Raw genomic sequence first — 21841 nt, 5'->3', positions numbered from 1 at the left:
ACGTCTTGCTCAGGATGACGCCGGCACCGCCGATGTTCCCGCCACGGACGGAGGCGGCCCGCGCTGTCGACGGCATCACACAGTTACTCACAGTGAGACGGAGTGCGCAGACCGTGAACTTCACCAGCCTGGCGGGATCGGCCGGCGCCGCCGCCGTGAACCGCCGACGCGTCGCGGCAATCGTCGCCGCCGCCCTCGCTGTCGTCAGCCTCCCGGCTCCGTCCGCCGCGCGGGCCACCGCCGCGCAATGGCACGACGTCGTCGTGACCGGTACGGATGCCGAGGGCGCGGCCCGCGCGGTCCGCGCGGCCGGTGGCCGAGTTGTCACCTCACTGCCGGTCGTTCGCGGCGTCGCGGCGCAACTGCTGCAGGGCAGCACCCTCGACCCGGCCTGGTCGGTGGCCCCCCAGCGGGAGATCACCGTCGCCGAGGCGGAGACCCCGGCCGGGACCGCGGGTACGGCCACCGTCCGCCAGATGGTCGGCCTGCCCGCCGGCGGCGACGAGGGCCGCGGCGTCACGGTGGCCGTGGTCGACACCGGCATCGCCGACGTCCCCGACCTCGCCGGGCAGCTGGCCGGCCGGGTCGACCTGACCGGCACCGGCGCCGGCGACGGGTACGGCCACGGCACGTTCATGGCCGGCCTGATCGCCGCCACCGGCAAGGCGTCGGACGGCCGGTACCGGGGCGTGGCGCCCGGGGCGAAGCTCATCGACGTCAAGGTGGCCGACGCGGACGGGCGTACCGACCTCACCACGGTGCTGCGCGGCCTGCAGTGGGTCAGCGACCACCGCCGCGACGTGCAGGTGGTCAACCTGTCGCTGTCCTCGAACAGCCCGTTGCCGTACCAGATCGATCCGCTGACCCAGGCGCTCGAGTCGTTGTGGCACCAGGGCGTCACGGTGGTCGTACCGTCGGGCAACGACGGACCCGGCACCGGCTCGGTCACCTCGCCCGGCAACGACCCTCTGCTGCTCACCACGGGCGGGCTGGACGCCGCCGGCACGGCCGGCCGCGGCGACGACGTGGTCGGCGCCTGGTCCGGCCGAGGGCCGACCTGGCAGGGCGACGCCAAGCCGGACCTGGTGGCAGCCGGGGGCCACGTGGTCAGCCTGCGCTCGCCGGGCAGCGTGGTCGACACGGGCAACCCGCAGGCCCGCGTCGGTGACGGCTACTTCCGCGGCTCCGGCACCTCGATGGCCGCCGCGGTCACCTCCGGGGTCATCGCGGGCACCCTGGCCGTGCAGCCCAGGCTGCGGCCCGACGCGATCAAGAACCTGCTCGTCAGCACCGCGTACCCGAGTGCCGGGCTGAGCCGCGCGTCCGGTGGCGGCGCCGGGGGCCTGGACGCCGCCCGGGTGCTCGCCGCCGCGCCCCGCTGGAACGCGGGCCAGGCGCAGCAGCAGTACGACGCCGACACCACCACCGTCGGCCGTGACGCCAAGCGCTGGGCCGCCTTCTCCGAGGCCCTGGTCGACGGCGACCAGCCGGCCGCCGACAAGGCGTGGAAGAAGCTGACCCCGGCCTCCCGGGACTGGGCCGCCCGCGCCTGGGCGCAGCTCGACCCGGCCGCCCGGGCCTGGGCCGCCCGGGCCTGGGCCGGCTCGGACTTCACGGCGCGGGCCTGGGCCGACAGTGAGTGGGTGGCGCGGGCCTGGGCGGCCCGGGCGTGGGCCGCGCGGGCCTGGGCGTCCGACGACTGGGCCGCCCGGGCCTGGGCGGGCGAGGAATGGGCGGCCCGGGCCTGGGCCGCCGACGACTGGGCCGCGCGGGCCTGGGCGGCGGACCGCTGGAACGCCCGGGCCTGGGCCTGGCTGCCCAGCTCGTGAGTTCAGCGCAGGCCGACGCCGACCGTCCGGGGATACCCCGGGCGGTCGGCGCCCTGCGCACCCAGTTGCGTGACCCGATCCAGCGCCGGGTGGTGGGCGTCGTCCTGGTGGGCGCCGCCCTGGCCGGCGTCGTGGCGTTCGGCCTCGCCGGGCACGACAGCGTGCTGCGCGGGCTCGGCGTGCCGGCCACGGCGCTGCTGCCCGGCCTGACCGTGCTGAGCTGCCTGGCCGAGCTGGCCGTGGTGCGGCTGCGGCACGGCGAGGCGGTCGAGGAACTCAGCCTCTACGAGGCGGCGCTCATCATCGACGTGCTGCTCCTGCCGCCCCGCGGCGCCCTCATCGCCGCCGCGGCCGGGCTCGTGCTGGCCGGCACGCTGCAACGGCGACCGGTCGTCAAGGCCGTCTTCAACCTCGGGACCTACACGGCCGCCACCGCCGTACTGATCCTGATCGTGCATCTGCTCGGTGGCCGGCCCGGTGAGATGACCCTGGGCGTCCTGGTCGGTGTGGTGGTGGGCACGCTGGCCTTCACCGGCGTGAACCTGCTGTGCCTGGCGCAGATCCTGGGCGTGCTCAACAAGGTCGCGCCGTGGCGGATCGTGCGCTCGGAGGCCCGGCTGTCGGCGTACATGGCCGTCGGGACGATGGTGACCGGGCTGACCACCACCGAGATCGCGTTGCACTCACCGTTGCTGCTGCCGTTCATGGCGATGCCCGCCCTGGCCGTCACCTACGCGTACCGGGCGGCGGCGCGGGAGGCCGACGAGCACGCCCGGTCCGCGTGCCTGCTCCAGCTGTCGCACGCCCTGGCCGAGCGCGAGGACGTGGTGCGCCAGTTCCTGGTGCTGGTGCGGGAGGCGTTCGGCGCCGACCTGGCCGTCGTGGTGCTGGAGAACGACGACACGGCCCTGTCGGTGGAGAGCACGGACCCCACCGCGCTGCGGCCCGGGCCGATCCCGCGGCATCTCGCCACGCTCGGCCGTATCGACGGCCCGGTGCATCTGGCCGAGGATCTGCCCGGCGGACTGCGCCGCATGGTGGTCGTACCGGTGCAGGGCGGCGGGCGCCGATTCGGTACGGCGGCCTTCGCCACCCGCGACCGCAGCCGGGGCTGGATGACCACGGGTGACGTCACTCTGCTGGCCTCCCTGGCCAGCGCGCTCGCCGTGGCCATGCGCGGCGCCGAGCACCTGGACCGGCTGGTGGACGAGACCAGCAAGCTGCAGGCGGTCGTGGAGCAGTCCGCCGAGGGCATCATGGTGATCGACGGTGACGGCACGGTCCAGGTGTGGAGCCGCGCGCTGGCCGACATCACCGGTGTCGACGCCGCCGAGGCGACCGGCCGGCCGCTCGCCACGGTGCTGGACGTGCCGGTGGAGGAGGAACACCGGCTGCTCATGCCGGTGTCGGTGGAGCAGCCGAAGGCCGTCGCCGAGCTGACCGTCCGCCGCCGGGACGGCGAGTCGCGCCGGCTGCGGCTCGCGCACTCGGCCGTCTTCACCGCCGGGCTGCTGGTCCGCGACGTGGTGGTGATCAGCGACCTGACCCGCGAGTACCGCACCGAGCGGCTCAAGTCGGACTTCATCGCCATGGTCTCGCACGAGCTGCGTACGCCGCTGACACCGATCATCGGCTACGTCGACCTGCTGCGGTCGCGCGGCGAACGGATGACCCCGCAGAAGCGCCTGGACGCGCTGAACCTGATCGGCGACCGCGCCGGGCACCTGTCCCGGCTGGTGGAGGACCTGCTGCTCGCCTCGCGCTTCGGCGACAACCCCGACGACGTCTCGCTGCAGGTGTCGGCGGGCACCCACGACCTGTGCGCGCTGGCCACCCAGGCGGCCCGGGACCTCGGCTCCGCGCGCCTGGTGCTCGACCTGCCGCCGGGCCCGGTCCTCGCCCACTGCGACGACGGCCGGGCCCTGCAGGTGCTCACCAACCTGATCGGCAACGGTCTCAAGTACTCCGCCGAGGACACCGAGGTGGCGATCGGTATGCGGCTGGACGGGGCCCGGGTGCACGTGGACGTCCGCGACCACGGCCGCGGCATCCCGGCCGACCAGCTCGCGAAGGTCTTCGACAAGTTCCACCGGGTCGAGGACCCGATGACGATGAGCACCAGCGGCACCGGCCTGGGCCTGTTCATCGCCCGCCGGCTGGCCCGGGCGATGGGCGGCGACGTCACCGTGGTCTCCGCCCTCAACAGCGGATCGGTCTTCACTCTGTCGCTGACCCGCGCGAACCCCGAACCACCCGCCGAATAGCCCCGTAATCGATATATTGGGGTAATTCGGACCAGGTTGCTCGGACCAGCAGGGAGCCCGCATGACGACGCCGGTCGAGAAACCCCGGATCCTGCTGGTCGACGACGAGCCCAACCTTCTCGACGGCCTCCGCCGGCAGCTGCGCCGCGACTTCACCGTCGAGACCGCCGTCGGCGCCGCGAACGGCCTGTTCGCCCTCAAGCCGGGCGACCCGTTCGCGGTGATCGTGTCCGACTTCCTGATGCCCGGCATCAACGGCGCCGAGTTCCTGGCCGCGGCGGCGAAGGCGGCTCCCACCAGCACGCGCATGCTGCTCACCGGCCACACCAGCCTGGCCGACGCCGCGGTCACCGTGAACCAGGGCCGGGTGTTCCGGATGCTGCTCAAGCCGGTCGACACCGAGACCATGACGGCCGCCCTGCGCGACTGCGTGACCCAGCACAAGCTGGTGGTGTCCGAACGCGAGCTGCTGGAACGCACCCTGCAGGGCAGCGTCAAGGCCCTGTCCGACGTGCTGTCGCTGGCCAGCCCGGCGGCGTTCGGCCGCGCCGCCCGGATGCGCCGGGTGGCCTCCGCGATCCTGGACCAGGTGGAGGTCGAGGACCGGTGGGCCGTCGAGCTCGCCGTCGAGATGGCGCAGCTGGGCATCGTCTCGCTGCCGCCGACCGTGGCCGCCAAACTGGACTCCGGCGCCGAGCTGGCCCCCGCCGAGCAGGAGATGGTGGACCAGCTGCCCGCCGTCGCCGAGCAGCTCATCTCGCCGATTCCCCGGATGGCCCCGGTGGCCGAGTGCATCCACTACTCGCACAAGGGATTCGACGGATCCGGCACGCCGGCGGACGGCGTCGCCGGCGACCGGATCCCGTTCGGCGGCCGGCTGCTGCGGCTGGTGCAGGACCATGACGCGCTGCTGCTGCAGGGGATGTCACCGACGGTGGCGCTGGCGACCCTGCGGACCCAGTCGCACCTCTACGATCCCGCCCTGCTGGAGGCCTTCTCGTCCACCGCCGCGGCGGCCGCCGAGACGATCCGCGGCGTCATGCTGGCCGACCTGCAGGCCGGCATGGTGCTGGCCGCGGCCGTCCGCAACCGGTCGGACGTCCTGCTGGTCAACGCCGGTCAGGAGGTCACCGTCGGTCTCATCACCCGGCTGCGCAACTTCGCCGCGCTCGAGGACGGCGTCGCCGAGCCCCTGATGATCCTGGACGAGGCCGGCGTCAGCGCCGCGAGCGTTCCCGTCGCCATCGGGTGATCACCGCGAGGTCACGCTCGGTCAGCTGATCCTCGGCCAGGGGCGTCGCGCCGAGCGGTCCGCACACCGGTCCCAGCTCCGCCTCGACGACCACGTGGGCCAGCGCGACGGCGGTGGACGCGTCGGCGACCGCGGCCGGCTGCACTGTCACGGCGTGGCTTGCGACAGCCTCGATCACCGGATCCGGCAGTCCCCAGAACCGCAGCAGGTCGGCGCCCGCGTCGATGTGCGAGAAGCCGATGATCGAGGACTCGGCCACGCACAGGAAGGTGGCGTCGGCCGGATCCGCGGCGCGCCATACCGCCAGCGACCCGGCGAACTCCCGCGGTCGCATCGAGGCGAGCACGAGCTGCCCGACCTCGTGCAGCAGGCCCGCGGTGAAGGCGTTGCTCTCCCAGTCGGTGCCGTCGGCGAACATCCGGCACAGCCGCGACGTCTCGACCGAGTGCAGGGTCAGCGCCTCCAGCCACTCCACCGGCAGCCCGCCGCTGACGTCGAACGTGCGGATCAGGTCGTGCATGAGCACCAGGCCGCGTACCGTCTGCACGCCCAGCAGGGCGGTGGCCTGGCCGACGTCGCTGATCTTGCGCCCCACGGTGTACGCCGACGAGTTGACCAGCTGCAGCACCTTGGCGGTGGCGGCGGGGTCCCGTTCGATGACGGTGCCGATCGAGTACGCCGACACGTCGTCGGAGTCCAGAGCCTCGATGAGCTCGACGAGCGTGTGCGGCGGGCTCGGCAGCGACTGCACGTCGGCGCGGTCGGGGCGGGCGCCCGTACCGGTCGGGCTCCGGACGTCGATCAGCCGCTCGACCGTGGCGACCAGTTGCTCCGGCGAGCTCGGCTTGGTCAGGAACTCGTGGGCCAGCACCATGATGCTGAGCAGGTTGTCCTCGTTGGTCTGGCCGGAGAGGATCACCCGGGCCGTACCGGGGTATTCCAGGCGCACGCGTTCCAGCAGCTGTGCGCCGTTCATCCCGGGCATCCGGTAGTCGGAGACGATCACGTCGCACGGCCGGTCCCGCAACGCCGCCAGGGCCGCCTCGGCCCCCTCGGCGAAGGACATGTCCCAGCGGTCCCGGTGCGTCCGCAGCATCCGGCGCAGGCCGCCGAGGATCCGGGGCTCGTCGTCGACGAAGAGGATGTGCGGCCGTGGCGTCACGACGGGCGCCCCGGTCACAGCGACGCCTCCGCGAGCTGGCCGGCCGGCTGCGGCTCGTCGAGGCCGGCCACGGGCAGCCGTACGGTGAAGACCGTGCCCGCCCCGACCGTGCTGGTGAAGTCGATCGTTCCGCCGTGCCGATCGGCCACCAGGGTACGGACCAGGGCGAGTCCCTGACCCGTGCCGGTGCCGACCTCCTTGGTGGTGAAGAACGGGTCGAACAGCTTGTCGGCGATCTCCGCGGGTACGCCGGTGCCGGTGTCGGCGACCTCGATGACGGCGTACCCGTCGTCCAGCCGGGTGCTGATCCGGATGGTGCCCCGGCCGCGGTCCGCCGCGCCGATCGCGTGGGCCGCGTTGACCACCAGGTTGAGCACGACCTGGTTGATGTCGCCGAGATGGCAGTGCACCAGCGGCAGGTCACCGAGGTCCGTCTCGACGTCGGCCGTGTACTTGATCTCGTTGTTGGCCACCACGATGGTGTTCTTGATGGCCTCGTTGAGGTCGGCCCGGCTCTTCTCCTCGGTGCCGGGGTGGCCGAAGGCCTTCATCGCGCGCACGATGTGGGCGACCCGGTTGATGCCTTCCAGGGTCTGCGAGATCGCCACCGGCACCTCCTCCATCACGAACTCGATGTCGACGTCGGTCGCCACCGTCTCCAGCTCGCCCAGCGCGGCCTCGATGTCACCCTGGCCCTGCGCCGTCGCCACCAGCTCCCGGTACGCCGCCAGCAGCCGGTCCAGGTCGGTGAACGCGGTCTCGAGGAAGCGCACGTTGTCCCCGACGAACTGGATCGGTGTGTTGATCTCGTGCGCGATGCCCGCGGCGAGCCGGCCGACCGACTCCAGCTTCTGCGCGTGCCGCAGCTCCAGCTCCAGCCGGTGCCGCTCGGAGACGTCGCGGGCGGTGAAGACGATGCTGCGGGAGCCGTCGTGCTCGCTCACGTACTCGACCAGGGCTTCCACGTCGGTCCACTCGGTGCTGTCCCGGCCGCGGATCCGGCAGGGCAGGGCCGCCGGCCGTTCGAACGACGACGCGACGTCGCGCAGGGCGGCCACGTCGCTCTCGTGCACCAGCGACCAGATGTCGCTGCCCACCAGCTCCTCGTTGGGGCACGCCAGCATCATCTCCGCGGCGGGGTTCACGAAGCGGATCAGGCCCGCCTCGCCGGCCAGGATGAGCGCGTCGGCCGAGTGCTCGACCACGATGCTCAGCCGGGACCGGCTCAGCAGCTGGTCGAGGGTGAGCGCCGCCTCGTCGGCCAGGGTCGTCATCGACGCCGACAGGTCGTCGGTCGGCCGCCGGTCCAGCGCCAGCACCAGCATGCCGAAGACGTCGCCGTGCGCGGCCATCGGCGCCAGCATGACCACTTCGTGCGGTGGCAGCCGGAGGACCTCGGTGACCTCGGCCGCGGCCTCGTCGCAGACCATGGCGTAGCCGCCCGGCCGCAGGGCGGCCCGGGTCTGCTCGGGCAGCTTGGCCAGTTCGGTGACCCAGCCGGAGGCCTCGCCGCCCACGTGCCCGGCCGCGGCGATGACGTGCAGAGCCGGCCCGGTGACGGTGAAGATGAGCGCGGCGCTCGCGGCCCGGTCCATGCTGAGCGCGGCGCCCAGGGTCACGTCCATCGCCTCACCCCGGGTGGTGGAGGCCACCAGCCCGCCGCCGGCCGAGGCCAGAGTGCCCTCCCGGTCGGCCGAACGGTCCCGGGCGCTGCTGCCCCGGGCCAGGACGTGGTTGACGCCGAGGGAGATCAGCGCGGTGCAGCACAGCGGGATCGCCACCCCGGCCGGGATGTCGAACTGCACGAAGCCGAAGCCCATCATCGCGCAGATCACCAGGACCGCGAGGATCTTCTCCCGCAGGCGGCCGTACAGCGACCGGAAGTTGACCCAGACGATGCACAGGCCGATGGTGATGCCGAAGTCCGATCCCGCGGCCACCAGGCCGACGCAGGCGCCCTCGAAGATCCAGCTCCAGGCCGGGAACCGCTGCCGGCGGTACCCGGCGTAGAGCCACCCCACCACGACCAGCGCGGCCAGTACGGCCGGAACGGCCAGCGCGGACCGGTGACCGCTGAGACCCCACAGCCCGAACAGCGGCCAGAGCAGCAGAATGCCCAGGAACAGGGTGCGGACCTGGCCCAGCATCGTGTCCGTGCCACGAAGCCGGCGTCGTACCCACAACGCCCCACCTGCCACGGCCGTCCCTCCAGCCAGACGGAGAACCACCAGTTACCGGACTGATGACCTGTATCGCCTCATACTCTCAGAGACGAGGTGGCCGCCGTGGGCCTAAGCCGTGATGCGCCCGGATTGCTCCCGCCCAGGTCAGAGCGTCGAATGACAGCCCGCGGCCCGGTATCCGGCGGCGGCCGCGGCCAGGTGGGCGGCCCCGTCGAGCCCCAACGGAGACCGCTGTCCCGCGGCGAGGTGACGGCCCAGTTCCTCGTGCGCGCGGGCCAGCTCGTACGGCATCCGCAGCTCCTCGGCCAGCCGCGCCGCCCGCGCCCACGCCCGCAGCGCGCGGCCGTGGTGACCGCGGAGCAGGGCCTGCCGGCCGGTGCAGAGCAACGCCCGCGGCCGGGCCATCGGGAACCGGCTCGCGTAGCGGCGCAGCCGGCGCACGGCGACCGCCGCCGTCGTGCGCAGCTCGGCGGAGGCGGCGGCGGCCGGCGCGGGTCCAGGGCCAGGGCCGGCGTCGAGCAGGGCCAGGCACACCTCGGCCGTGCCGGCGTGCGCCTCCAGCGCGTACTGCTCGAGCGAGGGCTGCGGGCCCACCAGGTGGTCCGCCGTGCGGATCTCCTGCCAGGCCGCCGCCCGGTCACCGGCGATGAGGGCCAGCCGGGCCCGCGCCACGTGCAGCCGGCCGGTGTCGATACCGAGCACCTCCGGCAGCAGCCGCTCGGCCTCGGCCAGCCACCCGGGCAGGGCCGGATCCGCCGGGTCGGTCCGCAGGGCGGTCTCGATCAGCACGAGCAGCCCCCACTTCTGCACGACCGGATCCCGGCGGTCCCGGCCGGCGGTCATCGCCTCGGTGGCCACGGCGGCTGCCTGCTCGTACCGGGCCGTCAGGTAGTGCGCGACCGAGGAGATCAGCAGGGTCTCGTCGCTCCACCGGTGCATGGGGGTGCGCCGGCCCAGCTCGCGGACCGGGCCGGCGACGGTTTCGACCGCGGTCCAGTCGCCGGTCCCGAGCCAGTGCAGGCCGCCGACGATGCCGACCCAGCAGATGGACACCGGATCGGTGGTCCGCTCGGCGGCCGCGGTGACGGCGTCCAGGTGGCGCCGGGCCAGCCGGTGCCGGCCCAGCGTGCCCAGCACCATGCCCAGCCCGGCCCGGCAGCGCAGGGCCAGGTCGAGGTCCCCGGCGCGCTCGGCGTCGGCGAGGGCCCGCAGCGAGGTCGGCAGGACCGGCGTCCGCTCCTGCAGCACCCAGTAGACCTCGATGATGGTGAATCCGGCGGCGGCCCGCTCGTAATCGATCTCCCGCAGGTCGTCGCGGTGCTGCGGCCGGCCACCGGCCACGAGCCGGCGCAGTGTCTGTCCCGCGAGCACCCGGAGCCCGCCGGCGGCCGACACCGGCGCCGGCCGGCCCAGCAGTGCCAGTGCCTGCTCCAGGTGGTGCCGAGCCGCGTGCTCCGCGCCGAGCTGCTGGTGGGCCTCGCCGAGCAGGCGCTCCCAGCGGGCCCGGTGCAGCGGGGTGACATCGTCGCGCCGCAACGCCGTACCGAAGCAGGTCGTCGCCTCGCGGAACGAGCCCGCCCGCCGGTACAGCGGCCAGAGGCGCAGCAGATGCGCGTCCAGGGTGACCGGATCGGCGTGCGCGAGAAGCCAGTCCGTGGCCGCGCGCAGATTCTCCGCCTCCGGCCCGGCCTCGGCCGGTCCGCTCAGCCGGGCGGCGAAGTGCTCGGCGTGCCGGCGGCGCGTGCCCGACTCCTGGGCCGGGTCGGCGGCTAGCTGTTCGGCGGCGTACTGCCGGAGCAGCTCGTGCATGCTGTACCGGCCGTCCGGGCCGACCGTGATCAGCGAGTGGTCGGCCAGGGCGGCCAGCACCGGTAGGCCCGCGTCCGCGACGGCGGTGGCCGCGGCCAGGTCGAAGCCGCCGCGCAGCACCGACAGCCGGCGCAGCACAGCGCACTCCTCCGCGGTGAGCAGCTCACAGGACCAGTCGATGACCGTCCGCAGGCTGCGGTGCCGGGGCTCGACGTCGGCGGACGTGGTCTCCAGCAGGTCCGGTCCGGCCGCCAGCCGGTCGGCGATGGCCCGCGGTGCCGCGCCGCGGACCCAGCGGGCGGCCAGCTCGATGGCCAGCGGTACGCCCGCCACCAGCCGGCAGATCCGCGCCACGTCCTCGTCGCCGGAACCGGAGGCGTAACCCGGGCGCAGCAGCCGCGCGCGTTCGTCGAAGAGCTGCACCGCCTCGTACCCGGCGGTCCGGGCCCCGGCTCCCGGCGGCGGGCACGGCAGGCCGGGCACCTCGACCAGCCACTCCGCGCCCAGCGCCAGCCGGCGGCGGGAGGTGACCAGGATCTGCGTCGCCGGTGCCCGGCGCAGCAGGCCGGCGATCGTCGCCGCGGCGGCGCTCAAGTGCTCGAGGTTGTCCAGCACGAGCAGCATCTCGCGCTCGGCCAGATGCTCGGTGAGCACCTCCAGCGGATCCCGGGGCACGGTACCGGCGGTCCCCAGGGCCCGGGCCAGCGCACTCACCACGACGTCGGCGGTGTCCTCGGTGCCCACGAACGACACGAACACCGTGCCGTCGCGGTGGTGCTCCCGCCGGGCGGTCGCGATCTCCACCGCCAGCCGGGTCTTGCCGATGCCGCCCGGGCCGACCAGCGTGACCAGCCGGCACGCGGGGTCGTTGAGCAGCGCGTGCAGCCGGTCCAGCTCGCCCGTCCGCCCGATCAGCGAGGTCAGCGGCCGGGGGAGCTCAGGGACCGGCGGGGGACCGGGCAGCTCGGTGAAGCCGGCGGCGGCGGCGATCTTGTCGCGCAGGTCCGAGGTGGCCGCCGAGGGCTCCACACCGAGCTCCTCCCGGAGCAGATAGCGGCACGTCTCGTACTGGGCCAGGGCGGCGCTGCGCCGGCCCGCGGCGGCCAGGAACCACATCAGGGCCCGGTGCGCCTCCTCGGTGAGCTGGTCCAGCTCCAGCATCCGGCGCGCGACCTCGACGCCGGTGGCGGTGTCCCGCTGGTCGCGGGCGCAGCGCAGCGCGCGTTCCAGCACTGCGAGCATGTCGGCCCGGACGGCGGCGCGGCGCCCGGTCAGCCACTCGTCGAACACCGGTGCGCCGGGCGCGGTGAAGCCGTCGAGGAGATCGCCGCGGCAGAGTCGTACCGCCGCCGCCAGGTCGGTGCCGTCGTGCTCGGCGGTGGCGGCCCGGGCGACCTCGGCGGCGTCCACCCAGACGGGCTTGTCGGCGGCGAGGGCGACCGTCTGCCGGGTCGCGACCACGTGCTCCGGCAGCGCCCGGCGCAGTTTGGTGAGCACCAGCCGCAGATTCGCCCGTGCGGTCGGCTCGGGCAGCTCGCTCCAGAGCAGCCCGGCGAGCGCGGAGCGGGGGTGCGCGGTGCCGGTGACCGCGAGGTAGAACACGAGGGCCGCCGCCTTGACGGACGCCAGCTCCGCGAGTGGACGCCCACCCACGGTCAGCTCGGCCGAGCCGAGCACCCGGACCCGCAGCTCCTCGTGCGCCATCGTCACCGCCGTCGTCAGCTGGGACCTTACCGCGAACCACGCTGCGCTGACGGTCGGGAAACGGACCGCACACGCTTGCTTCCTACGGTCGCGGACATGACTCTTTCCAGCACGATCCGCAGTGTCCTGCCCGATGTGGAGACCGGCGGGAGCACCGTGCCCGCACTCGTCCTGCGGCACGCCGCCCGGCTCGGCGACAAGCCGGCCCTGATCGACGGGGCCACCGGCCGCGCGCTCACCTATCGCGAACTCGCCACCGGCGTCGACCGGACGGCCGCCGGCCTGGTCGCCCGGGGCTTCGCGCCCGGCGACGTCCTGGCCGTGCTCCTGCCCAACCTGCCGGAGTACGCCGTGATCGCGTACGGGGCGATGGCCGCCGGCGGGATCGTCACCGGCGCGAGCCCGGCGTCCACGGTCGAGGAGCTCACCGCCCAGCTGACCGCCGCCCGGGCCCGGCTGCTGGTCACCGTGCCGGCCCTGGCCGAGCAGGCGGTGGCCGCGGCGGCCCGGGCCGGGGTCGAGGAGGTGTTCGTCCTCGGTACGGCCCCCGGAGCCACCCCCTTCAGCGAGCTGACCGGCCACTCGTACCCGCCGGTGCGCGTGCCGATCGACCCGGACCGCGACCTGGCCGCCCTGCCCTTCTCCAGCGGCACCTCGGGCCTGCCCAAAGGGGTCGAGCTGACGCACACCGCGCTGGTCACCAACGTCCGGCAGGGTGAGGCCTCCCTGGCCTTCCACGAGCAGGACGTGGTCATCGCCGTGGCGCCGTTCTTCCACGCGCTCGGCCTCAACCTGGTGCTGCCGGGCAGCCTGGCCGCCGGCGCCACGGTCGTCACGATGGGCCGCTTCGACCTGGAAGCCTTCCTGACCCTGATCCAGCAGCACCGGGCGACGCTGACCATCGTGGTCCCGCCGATCGCGCTGGCGCTGGCGTACCACCCGATGGTCGGCGACTACGACCTGTCCTCGCTGCGGGCGATCGGTGTCGGTGCCGCACCGTTGGGCGCCGACCAGGAACAGCGGTGTGCCGAGCGGCTGGGCTGCGCCGTCGCGCAGGGCCTCGGCATGACCGAGACGTCGGCCCTCATCTCCGGCGGCCCGCTCGACGCGCCCCGGCGTGGTTCGGTCGGCCGGCTGGTGCCCGGCACCGAGGCGCGCATCGTCGACCCGGGCAGCCACACGGACCTGGCCGCCGGCCGCACCGGCGAGCTGTGGGTACGCGGCCCGCAGCTGATGCGCGGCTACCGCGACGACCCGGCCGCGACCGCCCGGACCATCGACGTCGACGGCTGGCTGCACACCGGCGACCTGTGCTACTTCGACCAGGACGGCTACCTGTACGTGGTCGACCGGCTCAAGGAACTCATCAAGTACAAGGGCTACCAGGTGGCGCCGGCCGAGCTGGAACATCTGCTGCTGACCCACCCGGCGGTCGCCGACGCGGCCGTGGTGGCGCGGCCCGACCCGGACGCCGGCGAGGTGCCGGTCGCGTATGTGGCGCTGCGCGGTCCCGCGACGGCGGAGGAACTGCTCGCGTACGTCGCCGAGCGGGTCGCGCCGTACAAGCGGTTGCGGGCGGTGCGGATCACCGAGTCGGTGCCGCGCTCCCCGGCCGGCAAACTGCTGCGCCGCGTGCTCGTCGAGGCGGAACGGGCCCGCCGTCCGTGACGACCTTGGTATTTCCGGCGGCCCGGCCGCACTCAGATGTTCGGGTGCGGCCGGCACCCGCGGCGAGAGGGGCGCCCATGGCACGCGGGGGACTGCTGAGCTGGGTCGTCAGCCTCGGCGCCACGGTCGCGTCGACGTACGCGCTGGACGCATTCGCCGCCGCGGTGGGCACGGCCGCGGTCACCTCAGGCCTTCTCACCCCGATCGGTACGCCGGGACTGCCGGCCCTGCTGCTGCTCAGCTACGCCGCCTGGGGCTGGGGCCTGCACGCCAACCTCCGGGCCAACTGGGCGCTGCTGACCACGACGGGTACGAGCACCAACATTCTGTCCAAGGTGGCGTACGAGGTGGCCCGGCGGCGACGGGCCGGCGTGCGCGCGCACCGGGTGGCCGCCGCGGCCGGATACGTCGGCACCGAGCTGGCCAAGGAGGTGCCGTACTACCTCGGCGCCTTCGGGGCCGCGGCGCTCACCGACTCGATCACCTCCGGCCAGGCCCTGGTCTTCCTCATCGGCGCGAATCTCGGCGCCGCCCTGTACGAGTACCTGCTGGCCCGGGCCACCGGAGCCTTCATCCGTCGGCGCCGGCCGGCCGGACCCCCCGCGCGCCGGCCGGTCGCCGCCGAGAGCGGGCACCGAGATGGCTGAAGCGCTGATCAGCCGGCCGCGTCGACCAGCCGGGGCAGCAGCTGCGCGGCCGGGTGCACCAGCCCGGAGGTCCCGATGGTCGGCAGCAGGTGACCGGCGGCCGCCGCCTCCGCCGCGTCAGCAGGGCGGCTGCTTCCCGGACGGCCGACTCCTGAGTCATTCGCCCAGTATGCAATCGTCAGGGCCGACCGGCCGGTGACGGCACGGTGTTCGAAGTCCGGTCCGATGGCCGTTAGAAGGCGCCGACCAGGGGTAGGCCTGATCCACGCGCGACCCGGCGACCCGGCCGCGGCAGGACATCCGGCGGAAAGGAGCCCGGCGTGCTGGACATCGAGGCCGACGGCTCGGGAATCGTGGACGTTCTCGTGCGCGGAGAACTGGAGATGCAGCACGCACCCCGGCTCCGGGAGTCCATCATGGCCCTGCTCGACCGCGGCGACGTCACCGGCGTCAACATCGACCTGGCCGCGGTGACCCTGCTCGACGCCACCGGCGCGGGCGCGATCATCGTCGTGCACCGCATCGCCACCCACCGCCGGGTGAGCCTGCGCATCACCGGCGTGAGCCCGACCGTGGTCAAGATCCTGACCCTGGTCGGCGCGGCCACCCTGCTGCCGTCCGGGCAGCGGTCGCCGCCAGGTGTCACCCGTACGCAGCGGGGTACTGCGGCGCGATGCGGGAGAACAGGAAATGACGATGCCGGGGGTGCGGGCCACGGCCCTGGCGAGGGCCGGCTGGGCGGGAGTGCTGCTGGTCGTACCGGAAGTGGTGGTGCGGGCCGGTGGCCCGGGTCCGGTCCCGGCCGCCGCCGTCACGGTGGCCCGGGTGCTCGCGGCCCGGCACCTCGTCCAGGCGGCCGCGAGCGCTGTTTCGCCGACCGGCCCGGTCGCGGGTCTCGGTACCGTCGTCGACACGCTGCACACCGGCACGTGCGTCGCGCTGGCGGCGACGTCGCCCCGATGGCGTCGTGCCGCGCTGCTGGACGCGGCGGTCGAGGCCGGCTTCGCCGCGGCGGGGTGGGCCGGGAGAGCCGCTCGACGCCGCGCGGCCCGGCCGGCGGCCGGAACCCTGTAGATCCCCGCCGAGGTCCGGCCGGATCCGCCGATTGAGCCCGGCGCGGCGGGGTAGACGGGACCTGCCACCGGGAGGAGAACGTCATGGCTGAGCGTACGGTCGCGGATCTGCTCGTGGAACGCCTCAGTGACTGGGGGGTGGACCGCGTGTTCGGGTATTCCGGGGACGGCATCGACGGCGTGATGGGTGCGCTGCGCCGGGCCGGGAAACCCACGTTCGTGCAGGCCCGGCACGAGGAGGCGGCCGCGTTCATGGCTGTCGGGCACGCGAAGTACACCGGCGGGCCGGGGGTCTGCCTGTCCACCCAGGGCCCCGGCGCGGTGCACCTGCTCAACGGCCTCTACGACGCCAAGCTCGACTCCAAGCCGGTCGTGGCGATCGTCGGGCAGCAGGCCTCGACGGTGCTGGGCAGCGCGTACCAGCAGGAGATCGACCTGGTCCGGCTGTTCGGCGACGTGTGCGCCCAGTTCGTCCAGGCCGCGCACCCCCGAGCAGGTGCCGATGCTCATCGACCGGGCCTTCCGGACCGCGCTGGCCACCCGCAGCCCGACCTGCGTGATCCTGCCGCACGACGTGCAGTCGGCGCCCGCGCCCGACCCGACCGCGCACGAGCACGGCGTCATGGTCACCAGTCCGGGCCTGCGCCCGGCCCGGGTCCTGCCGCGCGAGGAGGACCTGCGGGCGGCGGCCGAGGTGCTGCGGGCCGGCGAGCGGGTCGCGATCATGGTGGGTCAGGGCGCGTACGGCGCGGCCGCGGAGATCGTCGAGCTGGCCGATCGGCTCGGGGCGGGCGTCACGGCGTCGCTGCTGGGCAAGCCGGTGCTGGACGAGGGCCTGCCGTTCCACACCGGCGTGATGGGCCACCTCGGCACCACGGCGAGCGAGCAGCTCCTGCGCAACTGCGACACTCTGCTGCTGATCGGCACCAACGACCCGTGGACCGAGTTCTACCCCGCGCCCGGGCAGGCCCGGGCGGTGCAGATCGACATCGACGGGCGGCAGCTCGGCGTGCGCTATCCGATCGAGGTGCCGCTGCTGGGCGACGCCGCCGAGACGGTACGCGGCCTGCTCGCCGAGGTGCCGCCGCGCCCCGACCGCGCCTGGCGCGACCAGGTCGAAGCATGGGTACGCCGGTGGCACGAGATCTCCACCGCCCGCGCCACCGCCCCGGCCGAGCCGCTGAACCCTCAGTTCGTGGTCCACGCCCTCTCCGACCGGCTGCCCGCGGACGCCCAGGTGGCGGTGGACGTCGGCTCGGTCGTCTACTGGTACGCCCGGCACCTGCGCCTGCCGCGTGGCGTCCCGGCCCATCTGTCGAGCACCCTCGCGTCGATGGGCTGCGGGCTGCCGTACGGGATCGCCGCCAAGCTGGCCGCCCCCGGCCGGCCGGTGATCACCCTGACCGGGGACGGCGCCATGCAGATGACCGGCCTCGCCGAGCTGGTCACCGTGGCCGCCCGCTGGCGCGACTGGGCCGACCCGCGGTTCGTGGTCTGCGTGCTGAACAACCGGGACCTCGCCGAGGTGAGCTGGGAACAGCGCGAGATGGAGGGCGAGCCGCGGTTCGCCACCTCCCAGCAGCTGCCGGAGGTGCCGTACGCCGGTTATGCCGAGCTGCTCGGCCTGCGGGGGCTGCGCGTCACGTCGCCCGGCGACCTGCCGGCGGCCTGGGACACCGCGCTGGCGGCCGACCGGCCCGTGGTCATCGACGCCGTCGTCGACCCGGCGGTCCCGCTGCTGCCTCCCGGGCGCCCGTTCGAGAAGGTCAAAGGCATGTACGCGGGCCTGGCCGCGGAGGGCGGGGAGACGGCCCGCCGGGCCGAGGCCCACCTGCGCCGGGAGCGCGCGGACGAGGGCTACGACGACCCGGCCGGCTGAGCGAACGTTCCGCAGCGCCACGTCGGGCATCCGGGCGCTGCCGATCACCCCGCGCGCATCTACCCGGCCCTCCGCCGGCGCAGGATCCGGCGCACCTGGGCGCTGACCCGCTGCGGCGTCAACGGCACCACGGAGATCATGAGCCGGCCGGAGCCCTCCACCGTGCAGGTCAGCGCGAAGAAACGAGCGCCCCGCCGCAGCACCAGCGGCTTCGGGTGGCGCAGCGCGGGCGCCCGCACCGCCATCGCGCCCGCCGCGCCGGTCGCGCTCACCGCACCCAGCGCGCGGGTCGCGTCGAACTCCCCGGCCTGCGAGGAGACGATCCGGCGCCGGCCGGTCGCCGCGGTGGCGGCGACCAGCTCCGCTGCGGCAAAGCTGATCCGTACGGTGGTGCCCGTCTCGTCACTGCCGACGACCTTCACCTCGGCCGGCACCTCCTCGGCGCTCACGGCGATCCGATCGAGGCCGAGGGCGGACAGATCGGCGACGGGCGTACGCGCGGTGATGGTCAGCACCCGCCGGCCGCGCTCGTCGGTCTCCCAGTCGAGCCCGGTCGCGTCGAGGCGGGCCGCCCAGTCCGGGTGCGCGGTCACCTCGAAGCAGGAGTCGGGGAGCCCGCGGCCGGGGTCGCGGAAGCCGGGATAGCGCGCGTACCACCGGCCGTCCTCGACGAGGGTGCCCGGTGCGCCGCGGCGCGCGTCCTGGCGGATGACGGCCAGCAGGTCGTCCAGGCCGCCGTCGCGGGCCACCGCCATCCGGATCCGGGTCTCGGCGCCCAGCTCGGCCGCGATGTCCTCGCTGAGATGGTCGGCGACCAGCCGGCCCACGCCCTCGTGGAGCTGCGCCTGCAGGGCCCGGTCCAGCAGCAGGAAGTCATCCTCCAGCAGACGGGCCACCTCGTGGTCGAACCGGCGCAGCAGCACGGCGTCGCGGCGAGGGCCCGGCTCGATCAGCTTCGCCACGAAGGCCACGATCGTCTCGGCGGTCCGCAACCGGTCCAGGTGCCGGCTGAGGTAGGTGATGTTCGTGGCGCTGAAGCGCCGGACGGCGAAGTAGTAGTCGTAGTCGGCCAGCACCGAGATGCGCCCGGCCCGGTAGCACGCCTCCAGGGTGAACGGCAGGTCGCTGCCGATCCGCATGTCCTCGGGGTAGCGGATGGCGTGCCGTTCGAGCAGCTCCCGCCGGAACAGCTTGGTGTTGGCCAGCGACCGGGGCAGCGGCGAGTCGAACAGGTCCAGGTCGGGTTCGTCGCGGGCGAAGATGTCCTGGTAGATGTGCCGGCTGTTGACGCCGACCACCCGGCCCAGCACCACGTCGGAGCCGTACGTGTCGGCCGCGGCCACCAGCCGGCGCAGCGCGTCCGGACCCAGGTGGTCGTCGGCTCCGACGAAGAACACGTAACGGCCGGTGGCGACGTCGAGCGCCCGGTTGCACGGGCCGGCCGGGCCGCCGGAATTGGCCTGGTGGATGACGGTGAACAGCTCCGGATAGCGCTGCGCGAAACGGTCCAGCTCCGCGCCGCTGCGATCGGTCGAGCCGTCGTCCACGGCGACGATCTGCAGCCGTTCGCGTCCGATGGTCTGCTCCACCAGCGAGTTCAGGCACTGCGTGAGGTACGGCATGGTGTTGTAGACCGGCACCACGATGCTGACGTCGGGCACGCTCATCGCGCGGTGTTCTCCTTGATCGTGCGGCCGGCCAGCAGGCGCCGGTAGAGCGCGTCGAGCACCCGGGCCTGGGCCTCCCAGGTCCACGCGGGCAGCGGACTGTCCGGTCCTTCGTAGACCCCGCGGTAGCGGACCGGATCGGCCAGCACGGCCCGGACCGCCCGCGCCAGGTCGGCCGCGTCCCGGGCCCGGAACACCTCACCCTGCCCGGTGGCCCGGACGGTCCCGGCCATCGTGCGCACGTCGCTGACCACGATGGGCAGGCGGGCGTGGGAGTACTCGAAGAACTTGGTGATCAGCGCGATCTCGTGGTTGGGCCAGTGGTGCAGCGGGATCAGCCCGGCGTCGGCCGACGCCAGCAGGGCCGGCACCTGCCGGTGCGGCACATAGGGCACGGTGTGGACCCGGTCGGCGACTCCGAGCCGGGCCGCGGTGGCGAGCAGCTCCCGCACGTACGGCGCAGAGGCGTCCCCGACGACCAACGCGAGATGCACACCCTCCAGCCGGGGCAGCGCCGCCACGACCGTGTCAAGTCCACGCTGGACAGTGGCGGATCCGCTGTAGACGAGCAGCGGCGTCGTGTCGTCCAGGCCGCACAGCCGGCGCAGATCGGGCGCCACGCCGCTGTCCCGCGGTGGCGTGGTGACCGCCGGGGCGTTGAGCACGACAGCCGGCAGCTCGGCCAGGCGGTGCTCGCGCTGCAGCAGCTCGGCCAGCATGGGGGAGACGGTCACGACCGCGTCCGCGTACGGCACGTACTCCCGCTCGTAGGCCAGATGGGCGGGCAGCCACCGCGCGTTGTCCCGTCTCGGCCGGGCGCCGGGCAGGAACTCGTGCGCGTCCCACAGCAGCTTGACCGGACGACCGGCGGCCCGGGCCCGCAGCGCCGCCCGCGCCCCCACTCCCAGCATCCGGAAGTCGTGCGCGTGGATGAGGTCCGGCGCCAGCTCGTCGATCACCGCACCGAAGGCCCGCTCGTAGTTCCACAGGCCGGGCTCCAGCCGCCGCCAGGCCCGATCGCCCTCGACGGCCCGCCAGAACCACACCTGCGCGTACTCCAGGGGACGCCGGGCCCACCGCGCCGCGCGCAGCAGCGGTCCACCGCGGGCCAGCAGCCGGGCGCGCAGGCCACCCGTTCCTGTCGCGGGACCGGTCATCACGAGCAGGCGCACCTCCGCGCCGCCGAGCCGCCACTGCTCGGCCACCCCGGTCGGTGAACAGCCCAGCAGGACGACGTCCCACCCCGCGTCGGCGGCCGACTGGGCGGTCTTCTGCACCCGGGAGTCGCCCACGACGCCGTTGTCGACCAGCATCACGACACTCCGGCCGGCCCCGGCCTCGTCGATCGTCACGTACGCCTTCCCCGAGCCTGCCGATCTGCCATACGAATGCCGGCGAGTGTATAGGGCCGCCCGGAAAAGGCAATCGGCGTCGGGAATTCGGCTGCTATTGGCATTGTCGCCATTTACCGGTCAGCTGATGTTAACCGGCGTACGTCGTGGAAAGCCGCAGGTGCTTCCGCGTTCTACCTGCATTATCCACCGGCTATTAACCCGCCGGCCGTTCTCGCTGCGTAATTTCCAGCCCGTGCCCCGCGCGCCGCGGGGGCTCGCACTGCGATTCGCTCACGCCAATGCGCTCGTCCTCATTGCGGAGTTGAGAGGTTCACCATGGATGCCCTGCCCGAAGTCAGCGTGGTCATTCCGACGCGTTTCCGTCCGGAACTGGTGACGCGTGCGGTCCGCAGCGCGCTGACCCAGACGGTGGGCAACCTCGAGGTCATCGTGGTGGTCGACGGCCCGGACGAGGCGACCAGCGACGCGCTGGCGCTGATCACCGACGCGCGGCTGCGGGTGCTGGTGCTGCCTCGCTCCGGTGGCGCCCCGAACGCCCGCAACGTCGGCGTCCGCGAGGCCCGCGCACCCTGGACGGCCCTGTTGGACGACGACGACGAGTGGCTGCCCCAGAAGCTGGCGGTGCAGCTCGACGCGGCCCGCGACGCCGGGGTGGCGATGCCGGTGGTGGCCAGCCGCCTGATCAACCGCACCCCGCGCGCCGACTCGGTCCTGCCGCGCCGGCTGCCGGCGCCGGGCGAGCCGGTCAGCGAGTACCTCACCGTGCGCCGCGGCCTGTTCTACGGCGACGGCTTCATCCAGACGTCGACCATCATGGCGCCGACCGCGCTGCTGCGCCGCGAGCCGTTCACCGTCGGGCTGCGCCGCATGCAGGAGCTCGACTGGGTGCTGCGCGCGGTCAGCCACGACGAGGTCGACCTGGTCATCGCGGCCGAGGCGCTGGTGGTCTTCCACCAGGACGAGGACCGCCCCCGGATCACCCTGAGCTCACCCTGGGAGGGGCAGCTCGAGTGGCTGCACCGGAGCCGTCACCTGCTCACCCCACGCGCGTACGCGGCATTGCTCATGAGCGTGATCAGCTCGATGGCCGCACCGACCCGCAGCGCCCGCACCTTCGGGATGCTGCTGCGCGACGCGCGCCGGAACGGCCGTCCCGGCCCGATCGACTACCTGACCTTCCTGCAGATCTGGCTGATCCCGCCGAAGCTGCGCCACAACCTGCGCGACCTGGTCCTGGGCCGCCGCCGCGAACAGCGCGCCGGCGTCACGGCGCCGACGACCGCCGAACGGCGAGTGCCGGGGCTCGGGGACCGCAGTGGGGAGCTGGCGCCGGTGTCCACCGAACGGGG

The 21841-nt window shown here is 73.9% G+C and carries 13 protein-coding genes and 2 pseudogenes; 10 read left to right on the top strand and 5 right to left on the bottom strand.

Translation table 11 applies throughout. The annotated features are described in order from the left end of the window. The first annotated feature begins 92 nt into the window (after nt 1-92). The 3 genes from AB0C12_RS31990 to AB0C12_RS31980 all read left to right on the top strand — a co-directional run bounded on the left by AB0C12_RS31990 (nt 93) and on the right by AB0C12_RS31980 (nt 5345). On the top strand, nt 93-1829 hold the full coding sequence (locus tag AB0C12_RS31990) for a S8 family peptidase (protein ID WP_360553585.1): 1737 nt from the start codon (nt 93-95) through the stop codon (nt 1827-1829). Next, a complete protein-coding gene (locus AB0C12_RS31985) occupies nt 1826-4093 on the top strand; it encodes an ATP-binding protein (RefSeq protein ID WP_360553584.1) in 2268 nt (755 codons plus the stop codon). The genes AB0C12_RS31990 and AB0C12_RS31985 overlap by 4 nt, the downstream gene beginning before the upstream one ends. Before the next feature lie 61 nt (nt 4094-4154). Next, nucleotides 4155-5345, top strand: a complete 1191-nt coding sequence (locus AB0C12_RS31980) for an HD domain-containing phosphohydrolase (RefSeq protein WP_360553583.1) — start codon at nt 4155-4157, stop codon at nt 5343-5345. Here the strand turns inward: AB0C12_RS31980 and AB0C12_RS31975 are convergent. The 3 genes from AB0C12_RS31975 to AB0C12_RS31965 form a co-directional block, all read right to left on the bottom strand. Then, on the bottom strand, nt 5311-6525 hold the full coding sequence (locus AB0C12_RS31975; RefSeq protein WP_360553582.1) for a response regulator: 1215 nt from the start codon (nt 6523-6525) through the stop codon (nt 5311-5313). The genes AB0C12_RS31980 and AB0C12_RS31975 overlap by 35 nt on opposite strands. Then, on the bottom strand, nt 6522-8690 hold the full coding sequence (locus AB0C12_RS31970; protein ID WP_360553581.1) for an ATP-binding protein: 2169 nt from the start codon (nt 8688-8690) through the stop codon (nt 6522-6524). The genes AB0C12_RS31975 and AB0C12_RS31970 overlap by 4 nt, the downstream gene beginning before the upstream one ends. A gap of 144 nt (nt 8691-8834) precedes the next feature. Further along, entirely contained in the window at nt 8835-12203 is a 3369-nt protein-coding gene (locus AB0C12_RS31965; RefSeq protein WP_360553580.1) for a BTAD domain-containing putative transcriptional regulator, read from the bottom strand. A gap of 96 nt (nt 12204-12299) precedes the next feature. Between AB0C12_RS31965 and AB0C12_RS31960 the strand changes: the two genes are divergently transcribed. The 6 genes and pseudogenes from AB0C12_RS31960 (at nt 12300) to AB0C12_RS31935 (ending at nt 17470) form a co-directional block, all read left to right on the top strand. Then, nucleotides 12300-13871, top strand: coding sequence for an AMP-binding protein (locus AB0C12_RS31960; protein WP_360553579.1), 1572 nt, complete (start codon nt 12300-12302; stop codon nt 13869-13871). 77 nt (nt 13872-13948) lie between these two features. After that, nucleotides 13949-14518, top strand: a complete 570-nt coding sequence (locus AB0C12_RS31955) for a hypothetical protein (RefSeq protein WP_360553578.1) — start codon at nt 13949-13951, stop codon at nt 14516-14518. A 383-nt stretch (nt 14519-14901) separates the two neighbouring features. Further along, a pseudogene (locus tag AB0C12_RS31950) lies at nt 14902-15063 on the top strand (STAS domain-containing protein); the annotation flags it as partial. A 145-nt stretch (nt 15064-15208) separates the two neighbouring features. After that, entirely contained in the window at nt 15209-15592 is a 384-nt protein-coding gene (locus tag AB0C12_RS31945; protein ID WP_360553748.1) for a hypothetical protein, read from the top strand. A gap of 83 nt (nt 15593-15675) precedes the next feature. Then, a pseudogene (locus AB0C12_RS31940) lies at nt 15676-15972 on the top strand (thiamine pyrophosphate-binding protein); the annotation flags it as partial. Nucleotides 15973-16093: 121 nt separating this feature from the next. Then, nucleotides 16094-17470, top strand: coding sequence for a thiamine pyrophosphate-dependent enzyme (locus AB0C12_RS31935; RefSeq protein WP_360553577.1), 1377 nt, complete (start codon nt 16094-16096; stop codon nt 17468-17470). Nucleotides 17471-17529: 59 nt separating this feature from the next. On the opposite strand, the gene AB0C12_RS31930 is transcribed toward AB0C12_RS31935, so the two are convergent. Next, nucleotides 17530-19137 (bottom strand): glycosyltransferase, encoded by a 1608-nt coding sequence (locus AB0C12_RS31930; protein ID WP_360553576.1) that lies wholly within the window; start codon nt 19135-19137, stop codon nt 17530-17532. After that, nucleotides 19134-20450: a glycosyltransferase gene (locus AB0C12_RS31925; protein WP_360553744.1), complete on the bottom strand. Its 1317-nt coding sequence runs from the start codon at nt 20448-20450 to the stop codon at nt 19134-19136. Before AB0C12_RS31925 ends, AB0C12_RS31930 begins: the two co-directional genes overlap by 4 nt. 357 nt (nt 20451-20807) lie before the next feature. Here AB0C12_RS31925 and AB0C12_RS31920 point away from each other — a divergent pair. Then, nucleotides 20808-21841, top strand: a 1034-nt coding sequence (locus AB0C12_RS31920; RefSeq protein WP_360553575.1) for a glycosyltransferase family 2 protein, incomplete at its 3' end; no start/stop codon positions are given.

Source organism: Actinoplanes sp. NPDC048967 (genome assembly GCF_040649415.1).
GTDB lineage: Bacteria > Actinomycetota > Actinomycetes > Mycobacteriales > Micromonosporaceae > Actinoplanes.
Note: the sequence above shows the minus strand (reverse complement) of the source record. Positions and strands in the feature narration are given on the sequence as shown.